This window comes from Micromonospora sp. DT41, from assembly GCF_049841715.1.
Lineage (GTDB): Bacteria > Actinomycetota > Actinomycetes > Mycobacteriales > Micromonosporaceae > Micromonospora > Micromonospora profundi.
On sequence record NZ_JBNCKU010000003.1, the window covers coordinates 1 to 22406 of the forward strand.

General features: G+C 70.5%; 15 protein-coding genes, 1 rRNA gene and 1 pseudogene. 11 read left to right on the plus strand and 6 right to left on the minus strand.

Annotation, left to right across the window (positions count from 1 at the left end; genetic code table 11):
* A 5S ribosomal RNA gene (rrf, locus tag ACLQ23_RS06365) occupies positions 1-71 on the plus strand; the annotation flags it as partial.
* Between the two features lie 98 nt (positions 72-169).
* Here rrf and ACLQ23_RS06370 read toward each other — a convergent pair.
* Together ACLQ23_RS06370 and ACLQ23_RS06375 are read right to left on the minus strand one after the other, a co-directional pair.
* A complete protein-coding gene (locus ACLQ23_RS06370; RefSeq protein ID WP_355590341.1) occupies positions 170-559 on the minus strand; it encodes a VOC family protein in 390 nt (129 codons plus the stop codon).
* 82 nt (positions 560-641) lie between these two features.
* The gene (locus ACLQ23_RS06375; RefSeq protein WP_355590338.1) at positions 642-2465 is read right to left on the minus strand and encodes a VanW family protein; all 1824 of its coding nucleotides are present in this window, start codon (positions 2463-2465) and stop codon (positions 642-644) included.
* Between the two features lie 213 nt (positions 2466-2678).
* On the opposite strand from ACLQ23_RS06375, the gene nudC reads away from it, so the two are divergent.
* Complete coding sequence (gene nudC, locus ACLQ23_RS06380; RefSeq protein WP_355590335.1) at positions 2679-3602, plus strand: NAD(+) diphosphatase; 924 nt, start codon at positions 2679-2681, stop codon at positions 3600-3602.
* Here the strand turns inward: nudC and ACLQ23_RS06385 are convergent.
* Positions 3499-4776: a polysaccharide biosynthesis protein gene (locus tag ACLQ23_RS06385; protein ID WP_355590332.1), complete on the minus strand. Its 1278-nt coding sequence runs from the start codon at positions 4774-4776 to the stop codon at positions 3499-3501. The genes nudC and ACLQ23_RS06385 overlap by 104 nt on opposite strands.
* 164 nt (positions 4777-4940) lie before the next feature.
* Here ACLQ23_RS06385 and ACLQ23_RS06390 point away from each other — a divergent pair, with 164 nt between their 5' ends.
* The 5 genes and pseudogenes from ACLQ23_RS06390 to ACLQ23_RS06410 all read left to right on the plus strand — a co-directional run.
* Positions 4941-6680: a hypothetical protein gene (locus ACLQ23_RS06390; RefSeq protein ID WP_355630494.1), complete on the plus strand. Its 1740-nt coding sequence runs from the start codon at positions 4941-4943 to the stop codon at positions 6678-6680.
* A 40-nt stretch (positions 6681-6720) separates the two neighbouring features.
* Entirely contained in the window at positions 6721-6882 is a 162-nt protein-coding gene (locus tag ACLQ23_RS06395; protein ID WP_157552422.1) for a hypothetical protein, read from the plus strand.
* Between the two features lie 30 nt (positions 6883-6912).
* Complete coding sequence (locus tag ACLQ23_RS06400; protein ID WP_355630497.1) at positions 6913-7728, plus strand: glycosyltransferase; 816 nt, start codon at positions 6913-6915, stop codon at positions 7726-7728.
* Positions 7725-9173, plus strand: a complete 1449-nt coding sequence (locus ACLQ23_RS06405; protein WP_355630500.1) for a glycosyltransferase family 4 protein — start codon at positions 7725-7727, stop codon at positions 9171-9173. The genes ACLQ23_RS06400 and ACLQ23_RS06405 overlap by 4 nt, the downstream gene beginning before the upstream one ends.
* Positions 9174-9232: 59 nt before the next feature.
* Positions 9233-12388: pseudogene (locus tag ACLQ23_RS06410) on the plus strand (alpha-(1->3)-arabinofuranosyltransferase); the annotation flags it as partial.
* 897 nt (positions 12389-13285) lie between these two features.
* Here ACLQ23_RS06410 and ACLQ23_RS06415 read toward each other — a convergent pair.
* Positions 13286-14770 (minus strand): acyltransferase family protein, encoded by a 1485-nt coding sequence (locus tag ACLQ23_RS06415; RefSeq protein ID WP_425735141.1) that lies wholly within the window; start codon positions 14768-14770, stop codon positions 13286-13288.
* Between the two features lie 134 nt (positions 14771-14904).
* Between ACLQ23_RS06415 and ACLQ23_RS06420 the strand changes: the two genes are divergently transcribed.
* Complete coding sequence (locus ACLQ23_RS06420) at positions 14905-15945, plus strand: DUF3068 domain-containing protein (RefSeq protein WP_355590319.1); 1041 nt, start codon at positions 14905-14907, stop codon at positions 15943-15945.
* 100 nt (positions 15946-16045) lie between these two features.
* On the opposite strand, the gene ACLQ23_RS06425 is transcribed toward ACLQ23_RS06420, so the two are convergent.
* Positions 16046-16780, minus strand: coding sequence for a class I SAM-dependent methyltransferase (locus tag ACLQ23_RS06425; RefSeq protein ID WP_355630502.1), 735 nt, complete (start codon positions 16778-16780; stop codon positions 16046-16048).
* Positions 16781-17229: 449 nt separating this feature from the next.
* Here ACLQ23_RS06425 and ACLQ23_RS06430 point away from each other — a divergent pair, with 449 nt between their 5' ends.
* Together ACLQ23_RS06430 and ACLQ23_RS06435 are read left to right on the plus strand one after the other, a co-directional pair.
* A complete protein-coding gene (locus ACLQ23_RS06430) occupies positions 17230-17790 on the plus strand; it encodes a DUF6230 family protein (RefSeq protein ID WP_355590415.1) in 561 nt (186 codons plus the stop codon).
* Positions 17791-17918: 128 nt separating this feature from the next.
* Positions 17919-19400 carry a DUF6114 domain-containing protein gene (locus ACLQ23_RS06435; protein ID WP_355630505.1) on the plus strand — a complete coding sequence of 494 codons (1482 nt, stop codon included), beginning with the start codon at positions 17919-17921 and terminating at the stop codon, positions 19398-19400.
* An 87-nt stretch (positions 19401-19487) separates the two neighbouring features.
* On the opposite strand, the gene ACLQ23_RS06440 is transcribed toward ACLQ23_RS06435, so the two are convergent.
* Positions 19488-21158: a DUF885 domain-containing protein gene (locus tag ACLQ23_RS06440; RefSeq protein WP_355590310.1), complete on the minus strand. Its 1671-nt coding sequence runs from the start codon at positions 21156-21158 to the stop codon at positions 19488-19490.
* A gap of 119 nt (positions 21159-21277) precedes the next feature.
* Between ACLQ23_RS06440 and ACLQ23_RS06445 the strand changes: the two genes are divergently transcribed.
* Entirely contained in the window at positions 21278-22291 is a 1014-nt protein-coding gene (locus ACLQ23_RS06445; protein ID WP_425880441.1) for a DMT family transporter, read from the plus strand.
* Positions 22292-22406: the final 115 nt, after the last annotated feature.

Here is a 22406-nt window from a genome sequence, read left to right on the forward strand (position 1 = left end):
CGGAAGCTAAGCCCTCCAGCGCCGATGGTACTGCACTCGTGAGGGTGTGGGAGAGTAGGACACCGCCGGACAATCTTTCCATCAGGGCCACCCCGTTGCCGGGGTGGCCCTGATGCGTTTCTCCACAACGAAGGCGCAGCCGGCACTCTGACAGGGTCCGAGTCTGCCGCTAGGCGGGGAACTCCTCGAACATGACCTCGTAGCCGTCCGGGTCAAGGCCGTAGAAGATACGCGCCCACCCGACGTCTTCCGGTTCGAGCGTCACCGGCAGGCCTTCGCGCCTCCACAGTGCGTACGTCGCATCGAGGTCGGCAGACGGTACGACGAGCACGAAGCCGAGCCCAGGCGGCCCGGCTCTGGTCTGACTTTCGCGTTCGGCGTTGTGATAGCCGTGCTCGTCGACGTGCGACAGGATCAGCCAGGTGTGACCGAAGGTCAGGTAGCGCAGGTACGCCTGCTGCGGCTGAGGAAGGTGCCGGAAGCCGAGCTGTCGGTAGAGGTCGAACGATCTGTCCAGGTCGCGGACCCGCAGGCCCACCTTGAGCTGTCTGGCCGCCATGCCGGCCATGCTACGAGCCCTCGAATACGGAAGCGGTGCCCGCTCCACTGTGGGGAGCAGGCACCGCCCGGAAACAGCTGGCTCAGGAGGGCTTCGGCCCGCAGACGTAGCGGGGCTCGGCGTCATAGCGCCAGGTGAACTTCTCCCGCTTGACGACCTTGCCGTCCTTCTTGATGACCCGAAAGGCGTCCTGGGTGAAGCCGTTGATGCCGTTCGTCGGGATGCACGTCGGGCCGGGCTCCAGATGGATCAGCTTCGGCGTGGTGACGTTGCGGCGCGGGCCGTACTCCGTCTTCACACTGTCGTAGATCTTCGTGCTCCAGATCGACACCGTGATCGAGCTCGACGTGTACGAGGTGTCGATGAGCACCCCGTGCTCAGTGTTGTTGCGGAACTTGAAGTCCAGGTTCGGCCAGAAGATTGTCGACTCGATGACCGCCGGGTACCTGTCGAACCAGTACGAGTGCGGCTTGTGCTCGACGTCCTCCAGCCCGGCGTAGTAGGTGGCGTTGAACAGCGTGGTGGTGAACTGCGAGGTGCCGCCGCCCACGCCCGGCACGAGCTTGCCGTCGAGGATGACCGGCGCGTCCCGGTAGCCCTGCTTGTAGCCGCGCTCGCCGGTGTGCCCGTTCAACGAGAACGTCTTGCCAGGCAGCACGACGGTGCCGTCCACCTTCTTGGCGATGGTGACGATGTTCTGGCTGCGCGACGAGGCCAGCCCACCGGTGAACTTGGTGGTGAAAGTGGACACCCGTTCCTTGATGCCCAGGCCGGCGAGTTTCTCCGCGGTCAGCTCCGGAGGCGTCTCCTTCACCTCGCCAGTCACCTCGCGGCCGTCGGACTTCGGCAGCACGGCGAGCAGGTCGCGGCCCAGTGCGGCGCTGTCCAGCTGCTGGCCGGCGCGCCCGTCGGTGACAGTGGGCTTTCCGCCGGAGATGGTCATCGTCGCGTCCTTCGGCGGCACCTCGATCGCGTTCAGGCTGTCGCCGAGGGCCGCGCGCAGCCGCTTCACGTCCACGGACGGGGTGAGCTTGCCGGCGGTGTCGGCGGTGAACCGCAGGCTAGTCGCGATGGCGGCGGGCGGTACCTTCACCGAGCCCTTGTCGGTGCGGATGGTTACCGGTGCGGCGACGGCCGGCTTCGCCAGCTCGGTGACCAGCCGGTCCAACTCCTCGGCGGTGGTCGCCGGGTGGTTCTCCACAAGCGGCACGGTGACCGGAGTGCCGGCCAGCCAACCGGCGCGGACGACGTCGGCGGAGCGCTCCGGGTCGAACGCCAGGCCCGGCTTGGGCTGCACCACCTTCGGTGTGGTGCCCTGGTAGCTGATCGCCGGCTTGGTCATCGGGCGGGCCTGGTCGCCGAGCACCTTGCGGAGCGCCGCGTCCAGCCGATCGGCGTCGACGGTGACCACCGGGTCGACGGTGCGGGAGCCGACCAACCGGCTGACCGCGTGCGCGTCGGCTTCTGCCGCCGCCGCGACTGTCGCCGCCACGTCGATGGTCAACCCCACGTCGGCTGGGTTGATCTCGGCGGTGCGTTCCCCGACGGTGACCTTCAACGGCGCGGCGAGGGCAGCCGCCCGCCGGTCCAGCTCGGCCCGCAACTCCCGGTCGGCGGCGGTGAGGCTCCGGCCGCCCAGTTCGGTGCCGAGCACGCTCGTGCCCCGGGGTACGTCCCCGGCGTACGCCCAGGCGCCGGCGCCCGCCACCGCCGCGAGCACGCCGCCGGTGACGCCGGCCGCGAGCAGCATCCGCATCCTCCGGGGTCGACCCCCACCGTTCGCGGGCTCACCGACGGGGGCGGGCGGTGTGACCGTCTCCGGCCCGTCGTCGGGCCAGGTGACCGCGGTGACCTGCACTGTGGGCCGGTCGTCGGCGGGTGGACGTTTTTCGCCGTACAGCGTCACTACAACCTCGATCGCCAGGTGCCACGGGAGGTCCGCTCCTCCCGGAGACACCTACGGTAGCCAATGGTCAGCGGTCGTTGCGGGCTGCGCCCACCCGCGTCGCCGCCGCGTGTCGCCCGGCGTGTCACGGAACCCGGGCCGGTGGACAGCCGGGCGGGGGCGGGAGCCGGGGTCGGTGGCGGCGTCCCTGCGCCGCCGTGGCACGGTGACGAGGTGGACGCTGCGGAGCGGGAGCGGGTGCTGGCGTACGGGGGTGGCTGGTTGGACCGGGCGGGCCCGCTGCGCGCCGATCCGGCCCGACTGGAAGCGCTGCTGAGCGAGCCGACCACGGTGGTGCTGCCGCTGTGGCGGGACCGCTGCCTCGTCGACGGGGACGGCCCGGTCCGGCTCACCGCGGACCGTACGTCCCTCGTCCGGGCCGCCGCCGACGAGACCGTCTTCCTGGGGCTCGACGGAGACGCCGCCGTGTTCGCCGTGGACCTCTCCGCGCTCGACGAGCGGTCGGCCGTCGAGATGGTCGGTGCGGCACGGGCCGTCGACGTCCGGTCCCTGGTGGGGCGGCTCGACCCGGCCGAGGCGGCCGTCCAGGCGTACGCCCGAGGGCTGCTGCACTGGCACCGACAGTCGCGGTACTGCGGCACGTGCGGTGCGCTGGCTGTCGCCGGCGGCGGTGGACACGTTCGAACCTGCGCCGGCGCAGGCTGCGGTCGGCTGCTGTTTCCCCGTATCGAGCCGGCGATCATCGTGCTGGTGGAGGCGCCCGGCCCGCCGGACCGTTGCCTGTTGGCCTGGCACGCGGGCGCGCCGGAGGGGTCGTACTCGACGTTGGCCGGTTTCGTCGAGGTCGGCGAGAGCCTGGAGGACGCGGTCCGCCGGGAGATGGCCGAGGAGGCGGGCGTGACAGTCACCGACGTGACCTACCAGGGCTCGCAGGGCTGGCCGTTCCCCGCAGGCCTGATGGTGGGCTTCCGGGCCACTGCCACGTCCGAGGAGGTACGCGTCGACGGCGTGGAGCTGCTGGAGGCGCGCTGGTTCACACGGGCGGAACTGCGGGAGCGGGTCGCGGCAGGTCGTCAGCTCGGTCGGGTGGACTCGATCGATCACCAGATGCTCGGCCAGTGGCTGACGGCAGGCTGAGGATCATCACGAGCGCGGTCGCCGCAGCGGTGGCGAGCGCACACCACATGATTCCCTCGAGCGTGCGTGGCGCGACGGCCATGGTCAGGAAGGCCAGGACACCCGCGGCCACCCAGAGCGGCGCGGAGGGCCAGCGTGCTCCCGCCGCGATCTTCGCGTTGACGGCCGCGAACACCAGCGCGTAGAGCGCACCGGTGGCGGCGAAGAACGGGGCGTACTCACCCAGGGACGCGTAGTCCTCGCCGCCAACGAGCCGGAACGCGAAGCCGCCGGCCAGGGCCGAGGCGGCGACGAGCACGGCACCGCAGCCGGCGACGATCGCGAGCACGACAGTGCGGACCCGGTTGTCTCCCACGGCCAGGCGGGGCAGTGCCAGCACCACGATCACCTGGGGTGCCCACAGCGCACCCTTGGTGAGCACGGTTCCGACGGCGTACGCCCCGGAGTCGGCAGGTGACAGCAGTTGGCGGGCGAAGATCAGGTCGGCGTACGACACGGCGAGCATGGCAAGCGCGGCCGTGCCTGCACTCGTCACCTGCCGGATGCGCAGGGCGCCCACGGCGCTGTCCCCGTCCGAGGTGGCCTGCCGGACCGGTCGGGCGACCCACGCCAACACGGGCAGCACCAGGTACGAGGTCACCATGCCGGCCACAAGGGTGTCGACGACATCGGCGCCGAGGACGAGCGCGACGATCATGCCGCCGTACCTGCCGACCGCGACCAGCCCCATCGCCCACGCGAGGCGGAGGAACCGCTGGTCACCTTGCAACTCTCCGAGCCATCGGGCGGCCAGGACGACCGCGACGGTGGTGGCGGCGACGAGCACCGCGACCGTCCACGACAGCCGCAGCGCGGTAACCATCAGCGGCGTGGCCACGACGACGGCACCACCGGCGACGGCCGTGGTGACGAGGGAGACCCGGCTGGTCGATGCGCCCGGGTGCCGGGCCCGGTGCACGGCGATCGCCATCTGCAGGCCCACACCTGCGACGCCGGCTATCGCGACGAGGGCCAGCACGGTGGCCAGCACACTCAACTCCTCGACCGCCAGGCGCCGGGCGCCGAGCATCGGGAGCAGGTAGGCCAGTCCGTTCGTCACCATCGCGGCGACCGCCACCGCCGCGCCCGCCGCTCCCATGCGGCCCGCGCCAGGACCAGCCGTCGTCTCTGTCATCGCGCCTCATGTCGGTTCGCCGGGGGAACGGGTTCGTCCCGAGCCTCGCGTCGTCGCGGCAGCTCGTCGAGTTGTCTGGCAAGCTACCGTCCGCGCTTCCCCTCTGCCTAGAGTGCTGTCCGGAGTCCCGGGAGCGATGTCGGGCCCGAGTCCGGTCCAGGTCCATGGGGGTTCGTGTGCGTCGACCGTCACCGGAGTTACGCCCGGTGCTGCTGCGGGCTGCCGTCGTACTCCGTCGGTGGTGGCCGGAGATGGCGCTCGGGTTCGGCGTGGTCATCGCGATTCTCGGACCGGTGCTCCGCCGCGGTTTCGTCCTCCGGTACGACCTGGTGTTCGTGCCCGACCCGCCCTTCGGCGCGATGGTCTGGGGCAGCGGGTCCGAGCTGCCCCGCGCGGTGCCCAGCGAACTGCTCGCGGTCGGCCTGTCCCAGCTGCTCCCCGCCGACGTGGCCCAGAAGGTGCTGCTCGCCGGCTGCCTCGCCCTGGCTGCGGTGGGTGCCGCCCGGTTGGCTCCCGTCGCCCACCCGGTGGCGCGGATCGCGGCCGGGCTCGCGTACGTCTGGAATCCCTGGGTGTACGGCCGACTGCACCTCGGGCAGTGGGCGGTCATCGCGGGGTACGCAGCGTTGCCCTGGGCGTTCGCCTGGGTGCTGGGGGTGCTGCGGCCACCGCCCGGCGGCACCGTCCCGGGTCGGCGTTCCGCCGTGGCCGGTGGGGTCACGGTGGTGCTGGGTGGTCCGGCGATGGTGTTGGCAGCGGTACTGGCCTGCGCCCCGGCGTTGGCCCTGGCGCGGCGGTGGCGGGCATTGGTGGCTGGGGCCGCGACGCTGATCGGCCTCACCGCACCGTGGTGGATGGCGTTGGTGAACCGTCGTGGTGCCGTCGATCTCGACGAGCGGGGCGTCGCCGCCTTCGCCGTCCGCCCGGACACGCCGCTGGGGGCGCTCGGCAGCGTCGGCACGCTCGGCGGCATCTGGAGTCGGCATGCCGTACCGATCGGCCGGGACCAGTGGCTGGTCGCCCTGCTCGCGCTGGCCCTCGCAGGCGCGGCCCTCTGGGGGTACGTGCTGACCCGTCGTCGTTGGCCGTCAGCGGCCTGGTGGGGCCTGTTCGTCGGCGCGGTCCTGGGCACCGTGATCGCCCTGGCACCGGCCTGGCCGATCGGTTTGCAGTGGATGGTCGCGCTGGTCGAGCACGTTCCCCTGGCCGGCGCGATCCGGGACGGCACCCGGTTGCTCGCCCCGCTGGCGTTGGTGCAGGCGGTGGGGCTCGGGATGCTGGCGGAGTCGCTGGCAACGGCGGGTGCCCGGGCGTGGGCACCGCTGGTGGTGGTCGCTCCGTTGGTGCTCATGCCCGGCCTGGCGTGGGGTCTCGGTGGTCAGCTCGACACGGTCCGGTACCCGAAAGAGTGGTCGGCGGTGCGCGCCGACGTGAACGGCGATCCAGATGGAGGCAGCCTCGTCTCGTTGCCCTGGTCCTCGTTCCGGGCTTACCGGTGGGCGGGCAACGTGCCCGTCCTCGATCCGGCGTCGCGTGCGTTCCAGCGGCCGGTGATCGGGGACCAGGACGTGTTGGTCGGGCGGGACCGGATTCGGGGCGAGAGCCGCGAGGCCGATCGGGTGGCGGCGGTGCTGGCAACGCCCGGTGATCCCGGGCAGGCACTCCGTCGGCTCGGTGTGCGGTACGTACTCATTCAAACTGATCAACCCGACGGTGCCCAGGTCGAAGCCCGCTTCGCGGACGCCGAGGTGGTGCGGCGGGACGGAGCGTTGACCCTGTTACGCCTGCCTGGTGCCGATTTCGCCGAGTCGACCGGCCGTATCGGGATAGTTCCACTCTTGGGCTATTCGGTACTCGGGGCCACCCTGTTGATCACCCTTTTACACCGGCCCGAACGAGCGTGACGCATGTTACTCTTCGGTACCTTTTCCGAAGGGATCATCGATGAAGGCATCCTTCAACCCCCTCCTGACCGCGGTTGTCGCCGCGGCGGTGGGTGCCGTGCTCGGAATCCTGGCCGTCTCGATCGGGACGTCCACCATCGTCAACACCAACAGCAAGCCTGCGAACGTGGAGCAGCCCATCATCGTGTACGGCGAGCGTTGACGGCCCTCCATGGAGGTCTCTCCTCCTGACGTGTCGTCAGATGTGGTCGTACTCGACGTCGTGATTCCCGCGTTCAATGAGGCACTCCGGCTGCCCGACACCCTGGTCCTGCTCCGGGCGGCGCTGGCCGACCTCGGTGTTCCCTGCCGGGTCACGGTTGTGGACAATGCCAGCACCGACGGCACAGGTGACGTGGTGCTGGGCGCACCGGCCGGCCCGGTCCCCGTCCGGTTGCTCTGGTGCGGTGAACCGGGCAAGGGCTTCGCGGTGCGGACCGGTGTGCTGGCGAGTGACGCGCGCTTCGTCGGGTTCTGTGACGCCGATCTGGCCACCGCGCCGGACGTTCTCGGGCAGGTGCTGAGCCTCCTGGTCGAGGGCGCCGACGCGGTGGTCGGGTCGCGGGCCCACCCCGAGTCGGTCGTCCAGGAGCGGCACAGCGTGCTCCGACGGTGGGGCGCAGTGGCGTTCCGAGGTGCAGTCCGGCAGGTGGTGCGCGGCGTCAGTGAGACGCAGTGCGGGTTCAAGTTCTTCCGCAACGATGTCGCTCGGCGGGCGTTCGCACCACTTCGGTGTGGTGGGTTCGCCTTCGACGTCGAGGTGCTGGGCCGCGCCGAGCGGGCCGGCGCTCGGCTCGTGGAGGTTCCCGTGCACTGGGTGGACGTGCCCGGCTCACGCTTCTCGCCGGTCCGCCACGGATGGCAGAGCTTCGTGGACGTCGCGAAGATCCAGTGGCGGCTCCGTGGCGTCGACGTCGCCCCGGCGATGCCGATGCCGATGCCGGTCGTCACCCTTCCGGTCAGCCCGGACGTCACCGGTGGCGCCGCCGCCGTTGGATTGCGGCCGTGAGTGTCGGACCATCCCGGACCGCCGCGGCTCCCAGCACCGACAACACGGTCGCGGGCCGCCGGGTCGCGGTGCTCAACTGGAAGGACCCCTGGCATCCGGACGCCGGGGGCGCCGAGGTCTACGCCTGGCAGGTCGCCCGCGACCTGGTGACAGCCGGTGCGCAGGTCACCTTCGTCACCGCGCGCCCGGCAGGCCAGCTCGGCGATGAGGTTCGGGACGGCATCCGGATCGTGCGGGTCGGTGGCCGGTGGACCATCTATCCGAGGGTGCTTGCCTGGTTGGCGCGACGCCGGCGTCAGTTCGACGCGGTCGTCGACTGTCAGAACGGCATCCCGTTCTTCAGCCCGGGAGTCCTGCCGGCGGACGTGCCGGTGGTGTGCGTGATCCACCATGTGCACGACCGTCAGTTCCGGCTGTACTTCGGCCCGATCGTGGGTCGGTTCGGGGCGTGGTTGGAGGGGCCTGTCGCCCGACTGGTCTATCGCCGTGCGGTGACCCTCGCGGTGTCACCTTCGACCGCCGTGGCCGTCCGGGACCGGCTTCGCTGGGCCGGCCCGGTGGTAGTGGTGCCCAACGGCGCGGACGCGTCGCCGCCGGCAGCCGGAGGTCGGGCCCGTGACACCCGTCCCCGTGTCGTCTGCGTCGGCCGGGTGACCCGGCACAAGCGGGTGGATCTGGTGCTTGACGCCGTCGAACAGCTCCGGGCGAAACGGCCCGATCTGCGTCTGGACATCGTCGGTGGTGGGCCGGACGTGGCGACGGTCCGACGGCAGGTCGACGAGCGCGGGCTGTCCGACACCGTCACGGTCCACGGGCACCTGCCCGCCGCCGAGCGGGACGCGCTGTTGGCAGCCGCGTGGCTGCACGTTTCCGCCTCCTGGGGTGAGGGCTGGGGTCTCGTCGTGGTGGAGGCCGCCGCTGCCGGACTGCCAACGCTCGCCTTCGACGTGGACGGGCTCCGCGACGCCGTCCGGCCGGGCCGTACCGGCTGGCTGGTCAGCGAGGGTGACAACCCCGCACGCGGGCTGGCGGCCGGTCTCGACAGCGCGTTGGCCGCCCTCGAGGTGCCGGCCGAGGCGGACCGGATGGCCGCCGAGTGTCGACAGTGGAGCGGCGCGTTCCGCTGGGCCGACACCGGCCGGCGAGTCCGGGCGGTCCTCGGGGATCTGCTTGAGCCACGTGCGGTGCCGTGGGCGGCGGGGAACACGTCTCTCGTGGTCCGGACCGACGAGCCGGAGAGCCTCCTCGCCCGGGTCGCTCCTCTACTCCCGTACACCCGACACGTCGCGGTCGACGAACGCGGCCTGTGGATCCTGGTGCCGGGCGCGGATCCGGCCGCCGTCCGGCAGCTGCTGCTCGGGGCGGGCGTCGAAGCCGAAGACATCAGCGAGCGGAACGCCAGCGGGGACGAACTGCTCACCGGAGTTCCGGTACGACGGTGTTGACCGCCTGGTCGACCGCTCGCCGCGCCCCAGGAATACCGACCGCCACGGTGTCCCTGGCGGTGTGGCGCCTGCGTGAGCTGCTGGTCTGCCTCGCTCTGATCGGTCTCTGCGTCACCCAGGAACCCGGGCTCATCGTGCCCGACACCAAGATTGACATGGCCCTGGACCCTGGCGGCTTCCTCGCGCGGGCGGCCAACCTGTGGACCGCGGACTGGCAGTTCGGCACCCTCCAGAACCAGGCCGTCGGCTACTTCTTCCCGATGGGGCCGTTCTTCCTGCTCGGTGAGGCGGTCGGACTACCCGCCTGGCTCGTCCAGCGGCTCTGGATGGCAGCCCTGCTCTGCGTGGCCCTCACCGGCGTGGTGCGCCTTGCGCGCGCTCTCGACCTGGGCGGCCCGGCGTCGCGGCTCGTGGCCGGCGCGGTGTTCGCGCTGTCGCCCCGGGCTCTCTCCCTGGTCGGCACCGTATCGCTGGAACTGCTGCCCTACTGCGTCGCCCCGTGGGTGCTGCTGCCACTTGTCAAGGGAGCCGCGGGTGGCTCACTGCGGCGGGCGGCCGCGCTCAGCGGGCTCGCTGTGGTCTGCATGGGTGGGGCAAACGGTGCGGCCGCTGCGTGCGCCGTACTGCCGGCGTTTCTCTATGTCGTGACCCGCGCACCCGGCTGGCGGCGGATCCGCCTGCTGGCCTGGTGGACGGTGGCGATGGTCGCGGCCACCTTCTGGTGGCTGGTACCGCTGCTGCTCCTGCAGCGGTACGGGTTCCCGTTCCTGCCGTACACCGAGAGCGCCGCTGTCACGACGAGCGTGACGTCGCTCCCGTCGGCCGTGCGCGGCGCCACCCACTGGGTGGGTTACCTCGCCGTCGACGGGCTGCCCTGGTGGCGCTCGGGATGGGCGCTGATCACGACGCAGTGGATGGTGGTGCTCACCGGCCTGATCGCATGCATCGGCCTGGCCGGCCTGGCCCGTCGGGATCTGCCGGAGCGGCGGTTCCTGCTCGTCGGGGCTCTGGTCGGGCTGCTGACCCTGACTGCGGGAAACCTGTCCAACGGAGGCGCCGCCTTCGCCCCGGCCGTACGCGAGGTCCTCGACGGCCCGCTCGCCGCGCTGCGCAACCTGCACAAGTTCGACGTCGTCATCCGCCTGCCGCTGGCACTGGCCACCGCGCACATGCTGGACACCGTCGGGCGGATCGCCGTCATCCGCCGGTTCACGCGGCCCACGAACATGGCACCCCGACGGGTCGCGTTGGGGGTCACCGCAGTCGCGCTCGTCGCGGTCACCGGCGGTGCGGGGAGCGCAGGGCTTGCGGCGGGCGGTGGTTTCTGGGCGGTGCCCGACCACTGGCGGCAGGCGACCCAATGGCTTGACCGGAACGCCGCCGAGGGCACCACGCTGCTCGTGCCCGGCTCCAACTTCGCCGAGTACAACTGGGGCCGACCGTTGGACGAACCGGTCCAACCCCTGCTGGACTCGCCGTGGGCGGTGCGGTCGCTGGTGCCGGCCGGATCGGCGGGCAACGCCCGGCTGCTCTCCGCAATCGACGAGCGGCTCGCCTCCGGTGCCGCCTCCCCAGGGCTGGCCGACGTGCTCAATCGGCTCGGCGTGCGGTACCTGCTCGTCCGCAATGATCTTCGACAGCCGGTCGGTGGCGTCGCCTGGCCGGTTCTTGTGCACCGAACGCTGGAGAGTGCCCCCGGGCTGTTCAGGGTGGCCGCGTTCGGCCCTGAAACCGGGGCGCCGCCGGACTTCGGCGGGGCGTGGGACTACGGGCTGCACAAGCCGTATCCGGCTGTGGAGATCTACGAGGTGGACCGGCCGGCCCCTCGGGCCACGCTCGCGGACGCGGCGCAGCCGCTCAACCTGGTAGGGGCACCCGAGACACTGCTGGACCTCAGCGACGCCGGTGTGCTCGGCAACCGACCGGTGATCCTTGACGGTGACGCCCCGCAGGCAACCGACGCGGGCGTGGTGCTCGCCGACAGCCTGCGCAACCGGGAGGTCGATTTCGGCCTCGTACGTGGCAACACCTCACGGACGCTGACACCGCAGGAGCAGCCGCAACTGCCACGCCTGGAACACGACATCATCGACCCCGCATGGAAGCCGTCGGTCACCTCGTCGGGATACACCGGGGTGACAAGCGTCAAGGCGTCCTCCAGCGCGGCCGACGTCGCCGGCCCGGCCGGGTTGCGCGACCCCTCCGCCACGCCGTACGCGGCCATCGACGGCGACAGCGGCACGTCGTGGTTGTCCGACGGCGCACGCAAACCCGTCGGCCAGTGGGTGGAGATCCGGTTCGAGGACAAGATCCAGGCCGGCTCGGTCGAGTTGCAGGTGGTCGGTGACGAGGTCGTCGGCGCACCTGTCACCCGGGTCGAGGTCAGCACCGAGGGCGGTTCGTACGTCCACTCGGTGGTCGACGGCTGGCACGCCCCGTTGCGACTGTCGCTGCCGTCGGGGCGTACCACCTGGCTCCGGGTGACGATCGACGGTGTCGCGGGCGCCGATGTGCCGGGTCGCCGGGCCGGCATCCGGGAGGTGGGCGTCGCCGGGGTGAGCCCGCAGCGGTATCTGCAACTGCCCGAGTCGCCCGATGCCACCAGAGCGCCCGAGGTTGTCGCGCTGGCCCGCAAGGCCGTGGACCGGCCGGCCTGCGCCAGCGCCGGTGACCACTACCTGTGCGCTCCCAGCCTGATCCGTCAGGGCGAGGAGACAGGGCTGGCGCCCAGGCGCTTCGAACAGCCGGTGGCTTCCACCAACAACCTCACCGGACTGGCCCGCGCGACACCTGCGACGGCGCTCGCCGTGTACGACGAGATGACCGGCGGCGCGACCTACACCACGTCGAGTTCGTGGTTCGCGGACCCGGTCGCCTCGTCCAGATCGCTTGGCGACGGGGACGACGGCACGGCGTGGTGGGCGGATCCGAGTGACCCGCAGCCGACAGTGAAGGTGCGCTGGGCCAAGGTGCGGAAAGTGAGCTGGGTACGCCTGCGGTTCCCGGAGACCCTCGTTGCGGCACCGCCCAGGACGGTGCGGATCACCGGCGACGACGGCATTCGGGAGGTGGCGGTGGACCTGGATGGTGTGGCCCGCTTCCCGGCCCTGCGTACCCGAGGTCTCGCCGTGGCCGTGACCTCGGCGGTGCCGAGGGTCAGCCGGTCGACGGCGCTGTTCGAGCCGCAACCGCTCCCGGTCGGCCTCAGCGGCGTGGACGTTGAAAACGTGCCCGAGGCCAACCAGCCTCGTGGAGTCGACCGTACTGTGACGTTGCCGTGTGGCGCGGGCCCGACGGTCGTGATCAACGGGGCGTCGGTGCCGACAACGGCCTCCGGCACGCTGCGGGACCTACGGGATCTGCGGCCACTGCGGTACCGCGCGTGTGTCTTCGACAACAAGCCGGCGAGCCGGGCCAAGGCCACCCCGAAGGCGGGCGCGGAGCGGGTCCCGCTGCGGGCTGGCCCGAACGAGGTCTCCGCACCGCCCGACCGGTTCATCGTCGACAGCGTGATCCTGACCGGTGAGCCGGCCGAGTTGCCCGGCCCGGCAGCGGGCGTCGACCCGCCCCGCCGGGCAGTCACGGTCCTCAATTGGGACGACCAGCACCGGTCGGTCGAGGTCGGGGCGGGCGCAGGCAGTTACCTCGTCGTCCCGCAGAACGCCAACCCCGGCTGGCGGGCGACCCTCGACGGAGCGGCGCTCGTGCCGACGCGACTGGACGGGTGGAAGCAGGCATGGCTTGTGCCTGCCGGGGCTGCCGGCCGCGTCGATCTGGTCTTCACGCCCGGGGAGCAGTACGCCCTCGTTCTGCGTATCGCAGGGGGTCTGCTGCTGTTGTTGGTCGTCGCAGCGCTGATCCCCGCGCGACGTCACCGTCCGGCGTACCCCGTCGTGCCGGCGTCGATGCCGAGCGCGCCGCTGCTCGCGGTGGGTGTGCCGGCGCTGCTGGGCGGTCTGGTCGGGCTCGGCTGCGCCGCAGTGGTCCTGGTGCTGCACCGCCGTCGGACGCCCAGCCCTGGATGGATCTGGATACCCGCCACCCTGGGTCTCACGGTCTACGGGACTCAGCGGTGGTGGCTGCCGAAGGTCGGCCCGGAACGGCTTGCCGATCTACTGGTCATGCTCCCGACGGGGCTGCTCCTCGTTGCGATCGCCGCCCTGATACTGCGTTTCCGGCGTGTCCGTGGACGGTACGAAAAGCGCCGCGCGGGTCGGCTGTCCGACAGAAACGTGCGACGTGGCCCGCGGCGCTGGCGCCGGCGCCGGGACCAGGGAGTCGCCTCCGACCTCGGGCCCGGGGCGATCGGTCCGCCGCTGCCGGATCCGCCGCAGTCGCCGAGCGGGCCGCTCGATGAGGTAGTAGCTGGCCGTCGCGGCCGGGATGGTGAGAGCCATCGTGAGCGCGAGGAGAACCCAGAACGAGCTGCTCATCCGGGTGAATCCGAGCAGGCGGAAGCATGCCTCGAGGGCGAGGAGGTGCCAGAGGAAGATGCCGTAGGAGATCCGGCCGAGAAACAGAACCGCCCGGTGGCCGAGAAGCGCACGGGGGACTCCGCCCGAGCCGGGGCCGACGAGCGGGGCGATCACGCACCAGGCGACGGCCAGGAACAGCAGGTGCTCGGTGATCGACTCGAACGGCCTGGCGGGTTCGACCCCGCGCGGGCCGGCGATCGGCGTGCTGCCGATCCACAGCAGCGCACCGGCGATGAGCCACGACGTCCCAGGGGCGAACGTGACGACGCGCAGGCCGCGCGGCGTGGCGGACCACAGGTCCTCGCCGCCGCGCCCGGGCTCGCCGCCAGCGAAGCCCGTGAGGAACGGGGACGAGGTCGTGCTGGAGGGCCACGAGGCGAGCACGGCCAGCACGATTCCGATTCCGAACCAGTCCAGAAAGGCGGGTAGCCAGAGCACCGCGAGTCCCGGCAGTGGCGAGTCGGGACCATGCGCATACGCGTTCCAGGCGAAGCCGGCAAGGACGAGTGTGACGCCAATTGCCAGTTGGCGTCGGGCTCGCCCGAGCGGGGTGCGGCCGCCAATTCGGCGGCCGAGCACCGCTATCACCGGCAGCGCCAGGTAAAAGGTCGCCTCCGTAGCCAGGCTCCAGGTCTGCTCCATGCCGACCGGGAGTCGCAACGGCTGATAAATCTGTGCCAAGAGAAGGGGTATCGCCCAATCCCAGACCGACTTCAGGTAATCGATGTTGAGCCAGATGAGTCCGACGGCAGCCATTACCCAGTACCCGGGCAGAATGCGCAGAGCGCGGTGCCAGAGGTATCGGCGAATGGGCGGTTGCGCCTGCCCTTGAATGGTGGCCAGCGCGAACGGCCGGTAGAGGAGGAAGCCGGACAGTGCGAAGAAGATCGCAACCCCGACATCCAGCCTGGCCAGCAGACCTGCTAGTGGATGGAGGGAGTTTGTGAGGCCGCTGAGAAACGAGACATGGTGGACGACAACGGCGATGACCGCCAAGGCTCGGAGCCCTTCCAAACCGGGCAGCCAGCCATCCGAACGGCCAGTACGCGGCGCGGAATGGCTCGTCTGCTCGCTGATCGAGTCCGGTCTGACGGGTCGGCTCACAGTTCCCTCAACATCCATTTCATCCCGGCAGCCAGGTGGCTGCTTGGCGCCGGAGTCGGTACGCCTCGAAGGTTGCGACGGACCATATCCGAAATCGGCGTCGTCATGTACTGTCAGCCGACTAGTCGAGTCTTTACAAGGGGAGGAGTTACATGCGACCCACGTCGGGTGCCATCTTGGTGGCGGCAGGCGCGTTCCTGATCGTCGGGGCCGTGGCGACGCCGCTGATCCTCGCGCCCGCTCTCGTCAAGGTGCCCCTTGACCAGAGTTCGGTAACGGTTTCAGAGGCCCAGAACGCGACCGTCCTTGACTTCAGCACGCTTTCCGAGCGGAGTGGCGTCAACCTGACCGCCCACCGCGCGGTGCGGGGCGACGTCAACGACGGCAACGCCGACCGGGCGGTCTTCAACGTCGGTGTACGGGTGATCGACGACGCCGACAAGGAGATCACGGTCAGCACGGACCGGGTTGCCCTCGACCGGCGGACCGCGGAGGCGGTCGCCTGCTGCGCCGAGGACATCAACGGTGCGCCCTTCAAGCACGAGGGCCTGACCTACACCTTCCCGTTCGGCACCGAGAAGAAGACCTACCAGTACTTCGACAACACCGCTCGGAAGGCGTACCCCGCCAAGTACCTGGGCACCGAGAAGCTGCAGGGTCTGACCGTCTACAAGTTCGAGATGACGGCAGAGCCGGTCCAGATCAGCGAGATCGATGTTCCGGGCAGCCTGATCGGTTCGCCGGAGCCCACTGTCTCCGCTGGCCGCTACTACGCCAACACCCGCACCCTGTGGGTGGAGCCGGACAGCGGCGTGATCGTCAAGGGTCAGGAGAAGCAGCTCCAGACGCTCCGGGACGCAACCGGCACGGACAAGATCAAGATCATTGACGCCACGTTGATCTTCAACGAGGAGACGCAGAAGCAGCAGGCCAAGGCTGCCAAGGATGCCCGCGATCAGATCAACCTGCTGACCAGGACCGTGCCCATCGCGCTCGGTGTCCTCGGTCTCCTGCTGGTCCTCCTCGGCATGTTCATCATCATCCGCGCGACGCGCCGTGGGCCCTCAGGGGCGCCGGTACGGTCCGGCGATCAGCCGACGACCGAGCTGCCGTCGCAGCGGTCAGCGGAGCCCGCCGACGATCCCACGACGCCCGCTGGCGGGCGCCACGCTGTGGAGCGCAGCGAGCCGTAACAACCACACCTCAACACCATCACCCCACCGAGCTGGCCGGGCCGGCCGATCCCGAGGATCGGCCGGCCCGCTCATGTCTCGGGGCCGCCCGGTGGTGGGCCTAGCGGCGCCGCACCGCGTACCGGGTGCACACCCAGTCCTCGGTGTACGGGAGATCGGGCCGCTGCCCGACGATCTCCCCGCCGTGAGCCTCCACAAGTCGCACCATGTCGGCGTGCGGCACCGCGGTCATGCTCATCGGTGCCGGGTAGTTGAGCAGCCGACGCTGCGCCCAGCTGATCAGGCGGAACGGCACGAGCTGCCAGATGACGCCCTTGGCCGTACGCGCCGGCTCGGTAGGCAGCCCGACGACGGCGATGCCGCCGGGCCGTAGGACCCGGAGGAACTCGGCCAGGTAGCCGTCGATGGCAGTGCGCGGCAGGTGTTGCAGCACCAGGGCGCTGTAGACCAGGTCGAAGTGACCGTCGGGGAACTGGCTCAGATCCGGGGCGTCGTTGAGGACGAAGCGGATGTTTCCTGCGCTCCGGTCCAGTCGCCGGGCAGCCTCAAGCATCGACGGCGCGATGTCGACGGCGACGACCTCGTCGGCGCGTGGGGCGAGCCCTTGAGACAACCGACCCGCGCCGCAGCCGAAGTCCAGCACCCGCTCCCACCGGGTGGGCAGGCCGAGTTGGCTCAGCCAGTCGGCCGTCTCCTCGACGTCGGCGCGGCCGGTGGCCAGGAATTCCTCGACGTCCCACCGCCCGCCGCGCTTGCCGGGTTGAACAAGGACCGCCCACAACGGATCTTCGGCGCCCAGCTTGGTCCAGTCGCGCCGCACGTCGTTCAGGTTCACGCCGAAACCCTAGGCCATGCAGGCGTCGATGGGGATCGACCCGGTCCCCGCACGCTGGGATGTTCGGGTGGGGGCGGTGATCCGAAAGGTCAGCGGAGGGTTCCGTACTTTACATTCGTTACCCGATTGTAATCCATCGATGGCCGGTAACTCTGGGTTGCGTCGGCGGGGTGTTTTGCCGGACCTGATCGCCTATCGATCCTTATGCGCCTAACGCATCGTGCAGGTGACGTCCCTGTTGGTCGACTTCGTGTTACTGCCGGGTAGTCGGGGGGTTGTGAGCTGCGTCGCAAGGGGTGCACCATCAAGCCCGATCGTTACCCGCCGGTAACAGTGACAGGCGCGCCAACGGGCTTCCGGACCGACACCCGGCCCCTGTGCGCATCCACCCCGAGGAGGAACCGGTGCAGGACAATCAGGGTCGTACCCGGTGGCGTCGGTTCGCCGCCATGATGGTGCCCGCCACCGCCGCTGCCGGCGCCATCCTGTTCGGCATGTCGAGCGGCGCGATCGCCTCCGACATCACAGTGTCCGGGCAGACGTTCAAGATCGCGGCGGATCGCCTGGAGGGCGACGGCTTCAAGCAGTACGGCGGGATCGTCCGCGAGAAGGGCAAGGACGGCAAGGTCCACCCCATCGCTCTCTCCGAGATCAGCAGCGCCGAGCTGTACAACCTCTGCCAGTCCGTCCGCGCCGACCTGCCCGGCGTGCCTGTGGTGCTCACCATCAACGCCGGTGAGGGCAAGGAACCCGCCCGCGCCAAGGACCTGCTCATCGCCATGGACTCGCTGGACGGCAACGCGACATTCACAAACATCCAGATCGGCCGGGACGCCACCGACCTCAACCCGACGGCGCAGAAGGGTTCGTTCGGCCAGAACTCCGAGCGCGTCAGCATCCGCAACCTTCAGCAGGTGTCCCGCTACACCACAGCTGCCACCTTCAACCTGGTCGGCCTCCGGCTCAAGGTCAACGTGGGTGAGGACGCCAAGGGCAAGGAGTGCTTCTGAGCTGAGTGCGGCCCGCGGTGGCAGACCACCGCGGGCCCCGCCGCTGCCTGTTCGGCCAGCCCGGCCAGTAGCCCCAACTCCCAGGCCACGCCGGTCCACCCCTGTTCCCGCTCCGCCAGGAGGAGTACGTGACAACCGCCAACCCGTCCCACGCCCGCCCGAGTACGGCGGCCCAGGCGTGGCGGAGCTTCCGCCGCTGGCAGCGGAGCCGGCCGTTCTGGGGCGGCCTCTTCACGATCCTGGCGGGTGTGGAGATGTTCGCGTCCACACGCATGACCATCAACGGTCTGAGTTTCCACAGCGGAGCCAGTGGTCTGCTGTCACTGCTGATCCCGGTCATCCTGGTGACCTGCGGCCTGCTGATCTGGCTCAGTCCCGCACAGCGGCTGTTCTACTCGGTCGTCGCGGCGGTCACGGCTGTCTACTCGCTGATCGGGCTCAACCTCGGCGGCTTCTTCGTCGGCCTGCTGCTCGGCATCGTCGGCAGCGCGCTCGCCTTCGCCTGGGCACCCGCCCGCCCGGCGGCACCTCCGCCCGCCGAGGCCGACGATGAGCAACCGACCGCCGAGCAGCCGGCCCTCGACGAGCAGCCGACCGCCGAGCAGCCGACCGCCGAGTCGGCCACCGACGGGCTGGTCACTCAGCGGTCGACTGCTGACCAGTCGGCCGTCGACCACTCGCCCGTCGACCGCTTCGCCGCCGAGCAGCCGGGCACGGAGGCGGCCGACGCGAGTCCTCCGCCCGCCTGGCCCAACCGGTCCGCGAATCCGCGTACCTTCGGAATCGTCCTGGTGGTGTTCGGCCTCGCCGCGGCCGGGGTGGCGACCCAGCCCCGAGCGGTACAGGCGGCACCGGCCCGGCCCACCGCGAGCGCCTGCCCCACCCCGTCCCGGTCGGTAGCGCCGTCGCCAAGCGCGACGCCGAGCCCTAGCGCCAGTCCGCGACGGGACGGCAACATCATCACCGACATCCTGGACGGGATCGGCGACCTGTTCACCGGTGGACGCCGCAAGGCCACCCCGACGCCGTCGGTGAGCCCGACCCCCACACCGACGGCCCGGCCAAAGCCCACTGCCTGCCCGTCGCCGGGTACGACGACCCCCGGTAAGCCGGGTACGACCACACCGGAGAAGCCGGCCAAGGTGGAGCCGGGCAAGCCGCTGCCGCGCATCGCCGCCGACCCGGGTCTGCCGAGGGTGGCGCAGACCCCGTCGAAGCTCACCGGTTCCAAAGTGACGATGACCGGGCTGCGGTTCGAGGGGATCACCGATCTGGAGACCCAGAGGGGCACCCTCAAGGTGCTGAAGTTCAGCATGAAGGAGGCCGTCACCGACGACTTCCTGCTCACCGCTGACGGTCCGCAGGGCCGTACTCAGCGGTACGCGACCGACCGGCTGACCGTGCGCGGTGACGTGGCCTTCTACTCCACCCGGTTCGTCGGCAAGCTGGCCGGCATCAAGATCACGCTCACGCCGGACCTGCCGTTCCCCGACGGCCTCCCGGTCACGGTGCCCATCCCGGTGTCGTTCACCGACCCGGTCATCGACCTGGCGTACGTCACCAGCAACACGCTCACCGCCCGACCCGCGTTGGCGCTGACCCTCGGCTGAACGGCACGCCTGCGGGCGTACCGGAATGAACGGCGCTGGTTCCGGGCGCCGGCGGACGTACCGCCGACGCCCGGAACCGTCACCGGCTCAGAGCCGGGCCAGCGCCTTGCGCAGCGGGTCGAGGCCCAATGCGCCCAGGTCCAACGCCTGCCTGTGGAACTCCCGCAGGTCGAAGTCGGCGCCCTTGCGGGCCTTCGCGTCCTCGCGGGCCTGCAACCAGATCCGCTCACCCACCTTGTACGACGGTGCCTGCCCCGGCCAACCCAGGTAGCGGTTCAGCTCGAAGCGCAGGTTCTCGTCCGGCACCCGGCAGTGCGCCCGCATGAACTCCCAGCCCAACTCGGGCGTCCACCGCTCACCCGGGTGGAAGCCGAACGGGTTGTCCTTCGGGATCTCCAACTCCAGGTGCATGCCGATGTCGACGATGACGCGGGCGGCGCGCATCGCCTGGCCGTCGAGCATGCCCAGCCTGTCGCCCGGGTCCTGGAGGTAGCCCAGCTCGTCCATCAGCCGCTCCGAGTAGAGCGCCCAACCCTCGCCGTGCCCGGAAACCCAGCAGAGCAGCCGTTGCCAGCGGTTGAGCAGGTCGGCGCGGACGGCGGTCTGCGCCACCTGAAGGTGGTGACCCGGTACGCCCTCGTGATAGACCGTCGTCACCTCCCGCCAGGTGGAGAAGTCGGTGATCCCCTGCGGCACCGCCCACCACATGCGGCCCGGGCGGGAGAAGTCCTCGCTCGGCCCGGTGTAGTAGATGGCACCGTCACTGGTCGGGGCGAGGCAGCACTCGATCCGGCGGACCTCTTCGGGGATGTCGAAGTGGGTGCCGTTCAGCTCGGTGATCGCCTTGTCGGCGAGCGCCTGCATCCAGTCGCGGAACGCCTCCTTGCCCTGGATGGTCCGCGCCGGGTCGGCGTCCAGCTTGGCCACGGCCTCGTCGACGCTGGCACCCGAGCCGGCGATCTGCCCGGCCACGACCCGCATCTCGGCCTCCAGGCGGGCCAGCTCCGCAAACCCCCAGGTGTACGTCTCGTCGAGGTCGATTTTCGCGCCGAGGAAATACTGCGAGGCCAGCTCGTAGCGCTCGCGGCCGGCGGCCTGCTTGTCCCGCCCGTGCGGTGCCAACTCGGCGCGCAGGAACTGACCGAACTCGGCGGTCGCCGCAGTGGCCGACGCCGCGCCCCGACGCAGCTCCGCGCCGAGCGTGCCGTCCGCGCCCAGCCGCTCGACGAGCCCGTGGAAGAAGTTGTCCCCAGTCGGGTCGGTCCAGATGTCGCACTGCTTGGCCACCTCGACCAGCTGCACCTTCGAGCTGACCTGGCCGGCGGCGAGCGCCTCGCGCAAGGTGGTCTTGTAGCCCTCCAACGCCCCGGCGAGGCCGTTGAGCCGGGCGGCGATGTTGGCCTGCTCGTCGGCCGTCGCGGTCGGCATCAGGTCGAACACCATGCGGATCTCGTGCAGCCCGCTCGTGATGACGCTGATCTCGCTGGTCGCCTCGCCTGCGTCGTACCGGGCCAGGTCCAGGCCGAGTCGCTCCTGCATGGCCTCCTTGGCGGTGCGCTCCGCCTCGGTGTCCGGCTCGGCGACGTCAAGCTCGGCGAGCGTCCGGCGGGTCAGGTCGGCGCGCGCCCGGTAGCCCTCGGGTGAGAGGTCGTCGAGCCGGTCGTCATGGCCGGCGATGCCGACATAGGTCGCGCCGGTGGGGCTCAACGGTGCCCACTCGGCTACGTAGCGGTTGGCGAGTTCATCAATTTGTCCCACGCTGCGACACTACGTGACCAACCCGCCCCGATGTCGATGGCATTTGGCGTGTTCGGGCGTCCGATCCGCCTGTCGGAAGTCCCGCGACTTTGTCGTACCTGTCCGGCAGAGTGTCAGGGGTGACGACCGATATCACTCCTGACAAGGCGCCGCTGCGCAGTTGGCTGCCGGGCTTCCTCGCCCTCGCCGCCATCTGGGGTTCCAGCTTCCTGTTCATCAAGGTCGGGGTGGCCGAGCTGCACCCGGTCCAGCTCACCCTCTACCGGGTCCTCGCCGGTGCGCTGACGCTGCTTGTCGTCCTCGCGGTGCTGCGCGACCGGCTGCCCCGCGAGCCTCGGATCTGGGCGCATCTCTTCGTCGTCGCCGCGTTCGGCGTGGCCGTGCCGTTCACCCTCTTCGGCTACGGTGAGCAACGGGTCGAGTCGATGCTGGCCGGCATCTGGAACGCCACCACACCTCTCATCGTGCTGCCGCTGGCGGTGCTCGTCTTCCGCACCGAGCGGCTGACCGTCCGCCGTGGGGTCGGGCTCGGGCTGGGCTTCCTCGGCGTTCTCGTGGTGCTCGGGGTCTGGGAGGGCATCGGCGGCGCGCACTTCGTCGGGCAGTTGATGTGCTTCGGAGCAGCGGCCTGCTACGGCGTCGCCATTCCGTACCAGAAGCGGTTCGTCGCCGGCAGCGCTTACTCCGGGCTGTCGCTCTCCACGGTGCAGGTGCTGCTGGCCGCCGTGCAACTCGCTGTCGTCACCCCGTTCGTGGCGGGCGCCCCGCCGCTGCCCACCGACCTGTCGCCGAAGGTGGTGGGGAGCGTGCTGGCTCTCGGTGCTCTCGGCACCGGTCTCGCCTTTGTGATCAACATCCGTAACATCCGGGTGGCCGGCGCGAGCACCGCGTCCACGGTCACCTACCTGATCCCGATCTTCGCGGTGCTGATCGGCGCTGTCGTACTCGGCGAACGGCTCAACTGGCACCAACCGGTCGGCGCGCTCATCGTGCTGCTGGGTGTCGCGGTCGCGCAGGGTGCCTTCGGCCGCCGGAAGCCCCGCCCGGTGATCGGTGTCGGCGCACCCGCCGCACCCGGCACCGAGCCCGCCGCGACCGGGGCCGCGCCTGCGGCCGAGCCCGCCCGCGGCTGACCGGGCCGCCTGGCGCGGCGTCCGCCGGGCGGTTCAAGGTGATCGACTCGGCTTCCTTGAAATCGCGGTGTCCGTCCAGCTTGGACACCGCGATTTCCAGGAACGCGAGTCGATC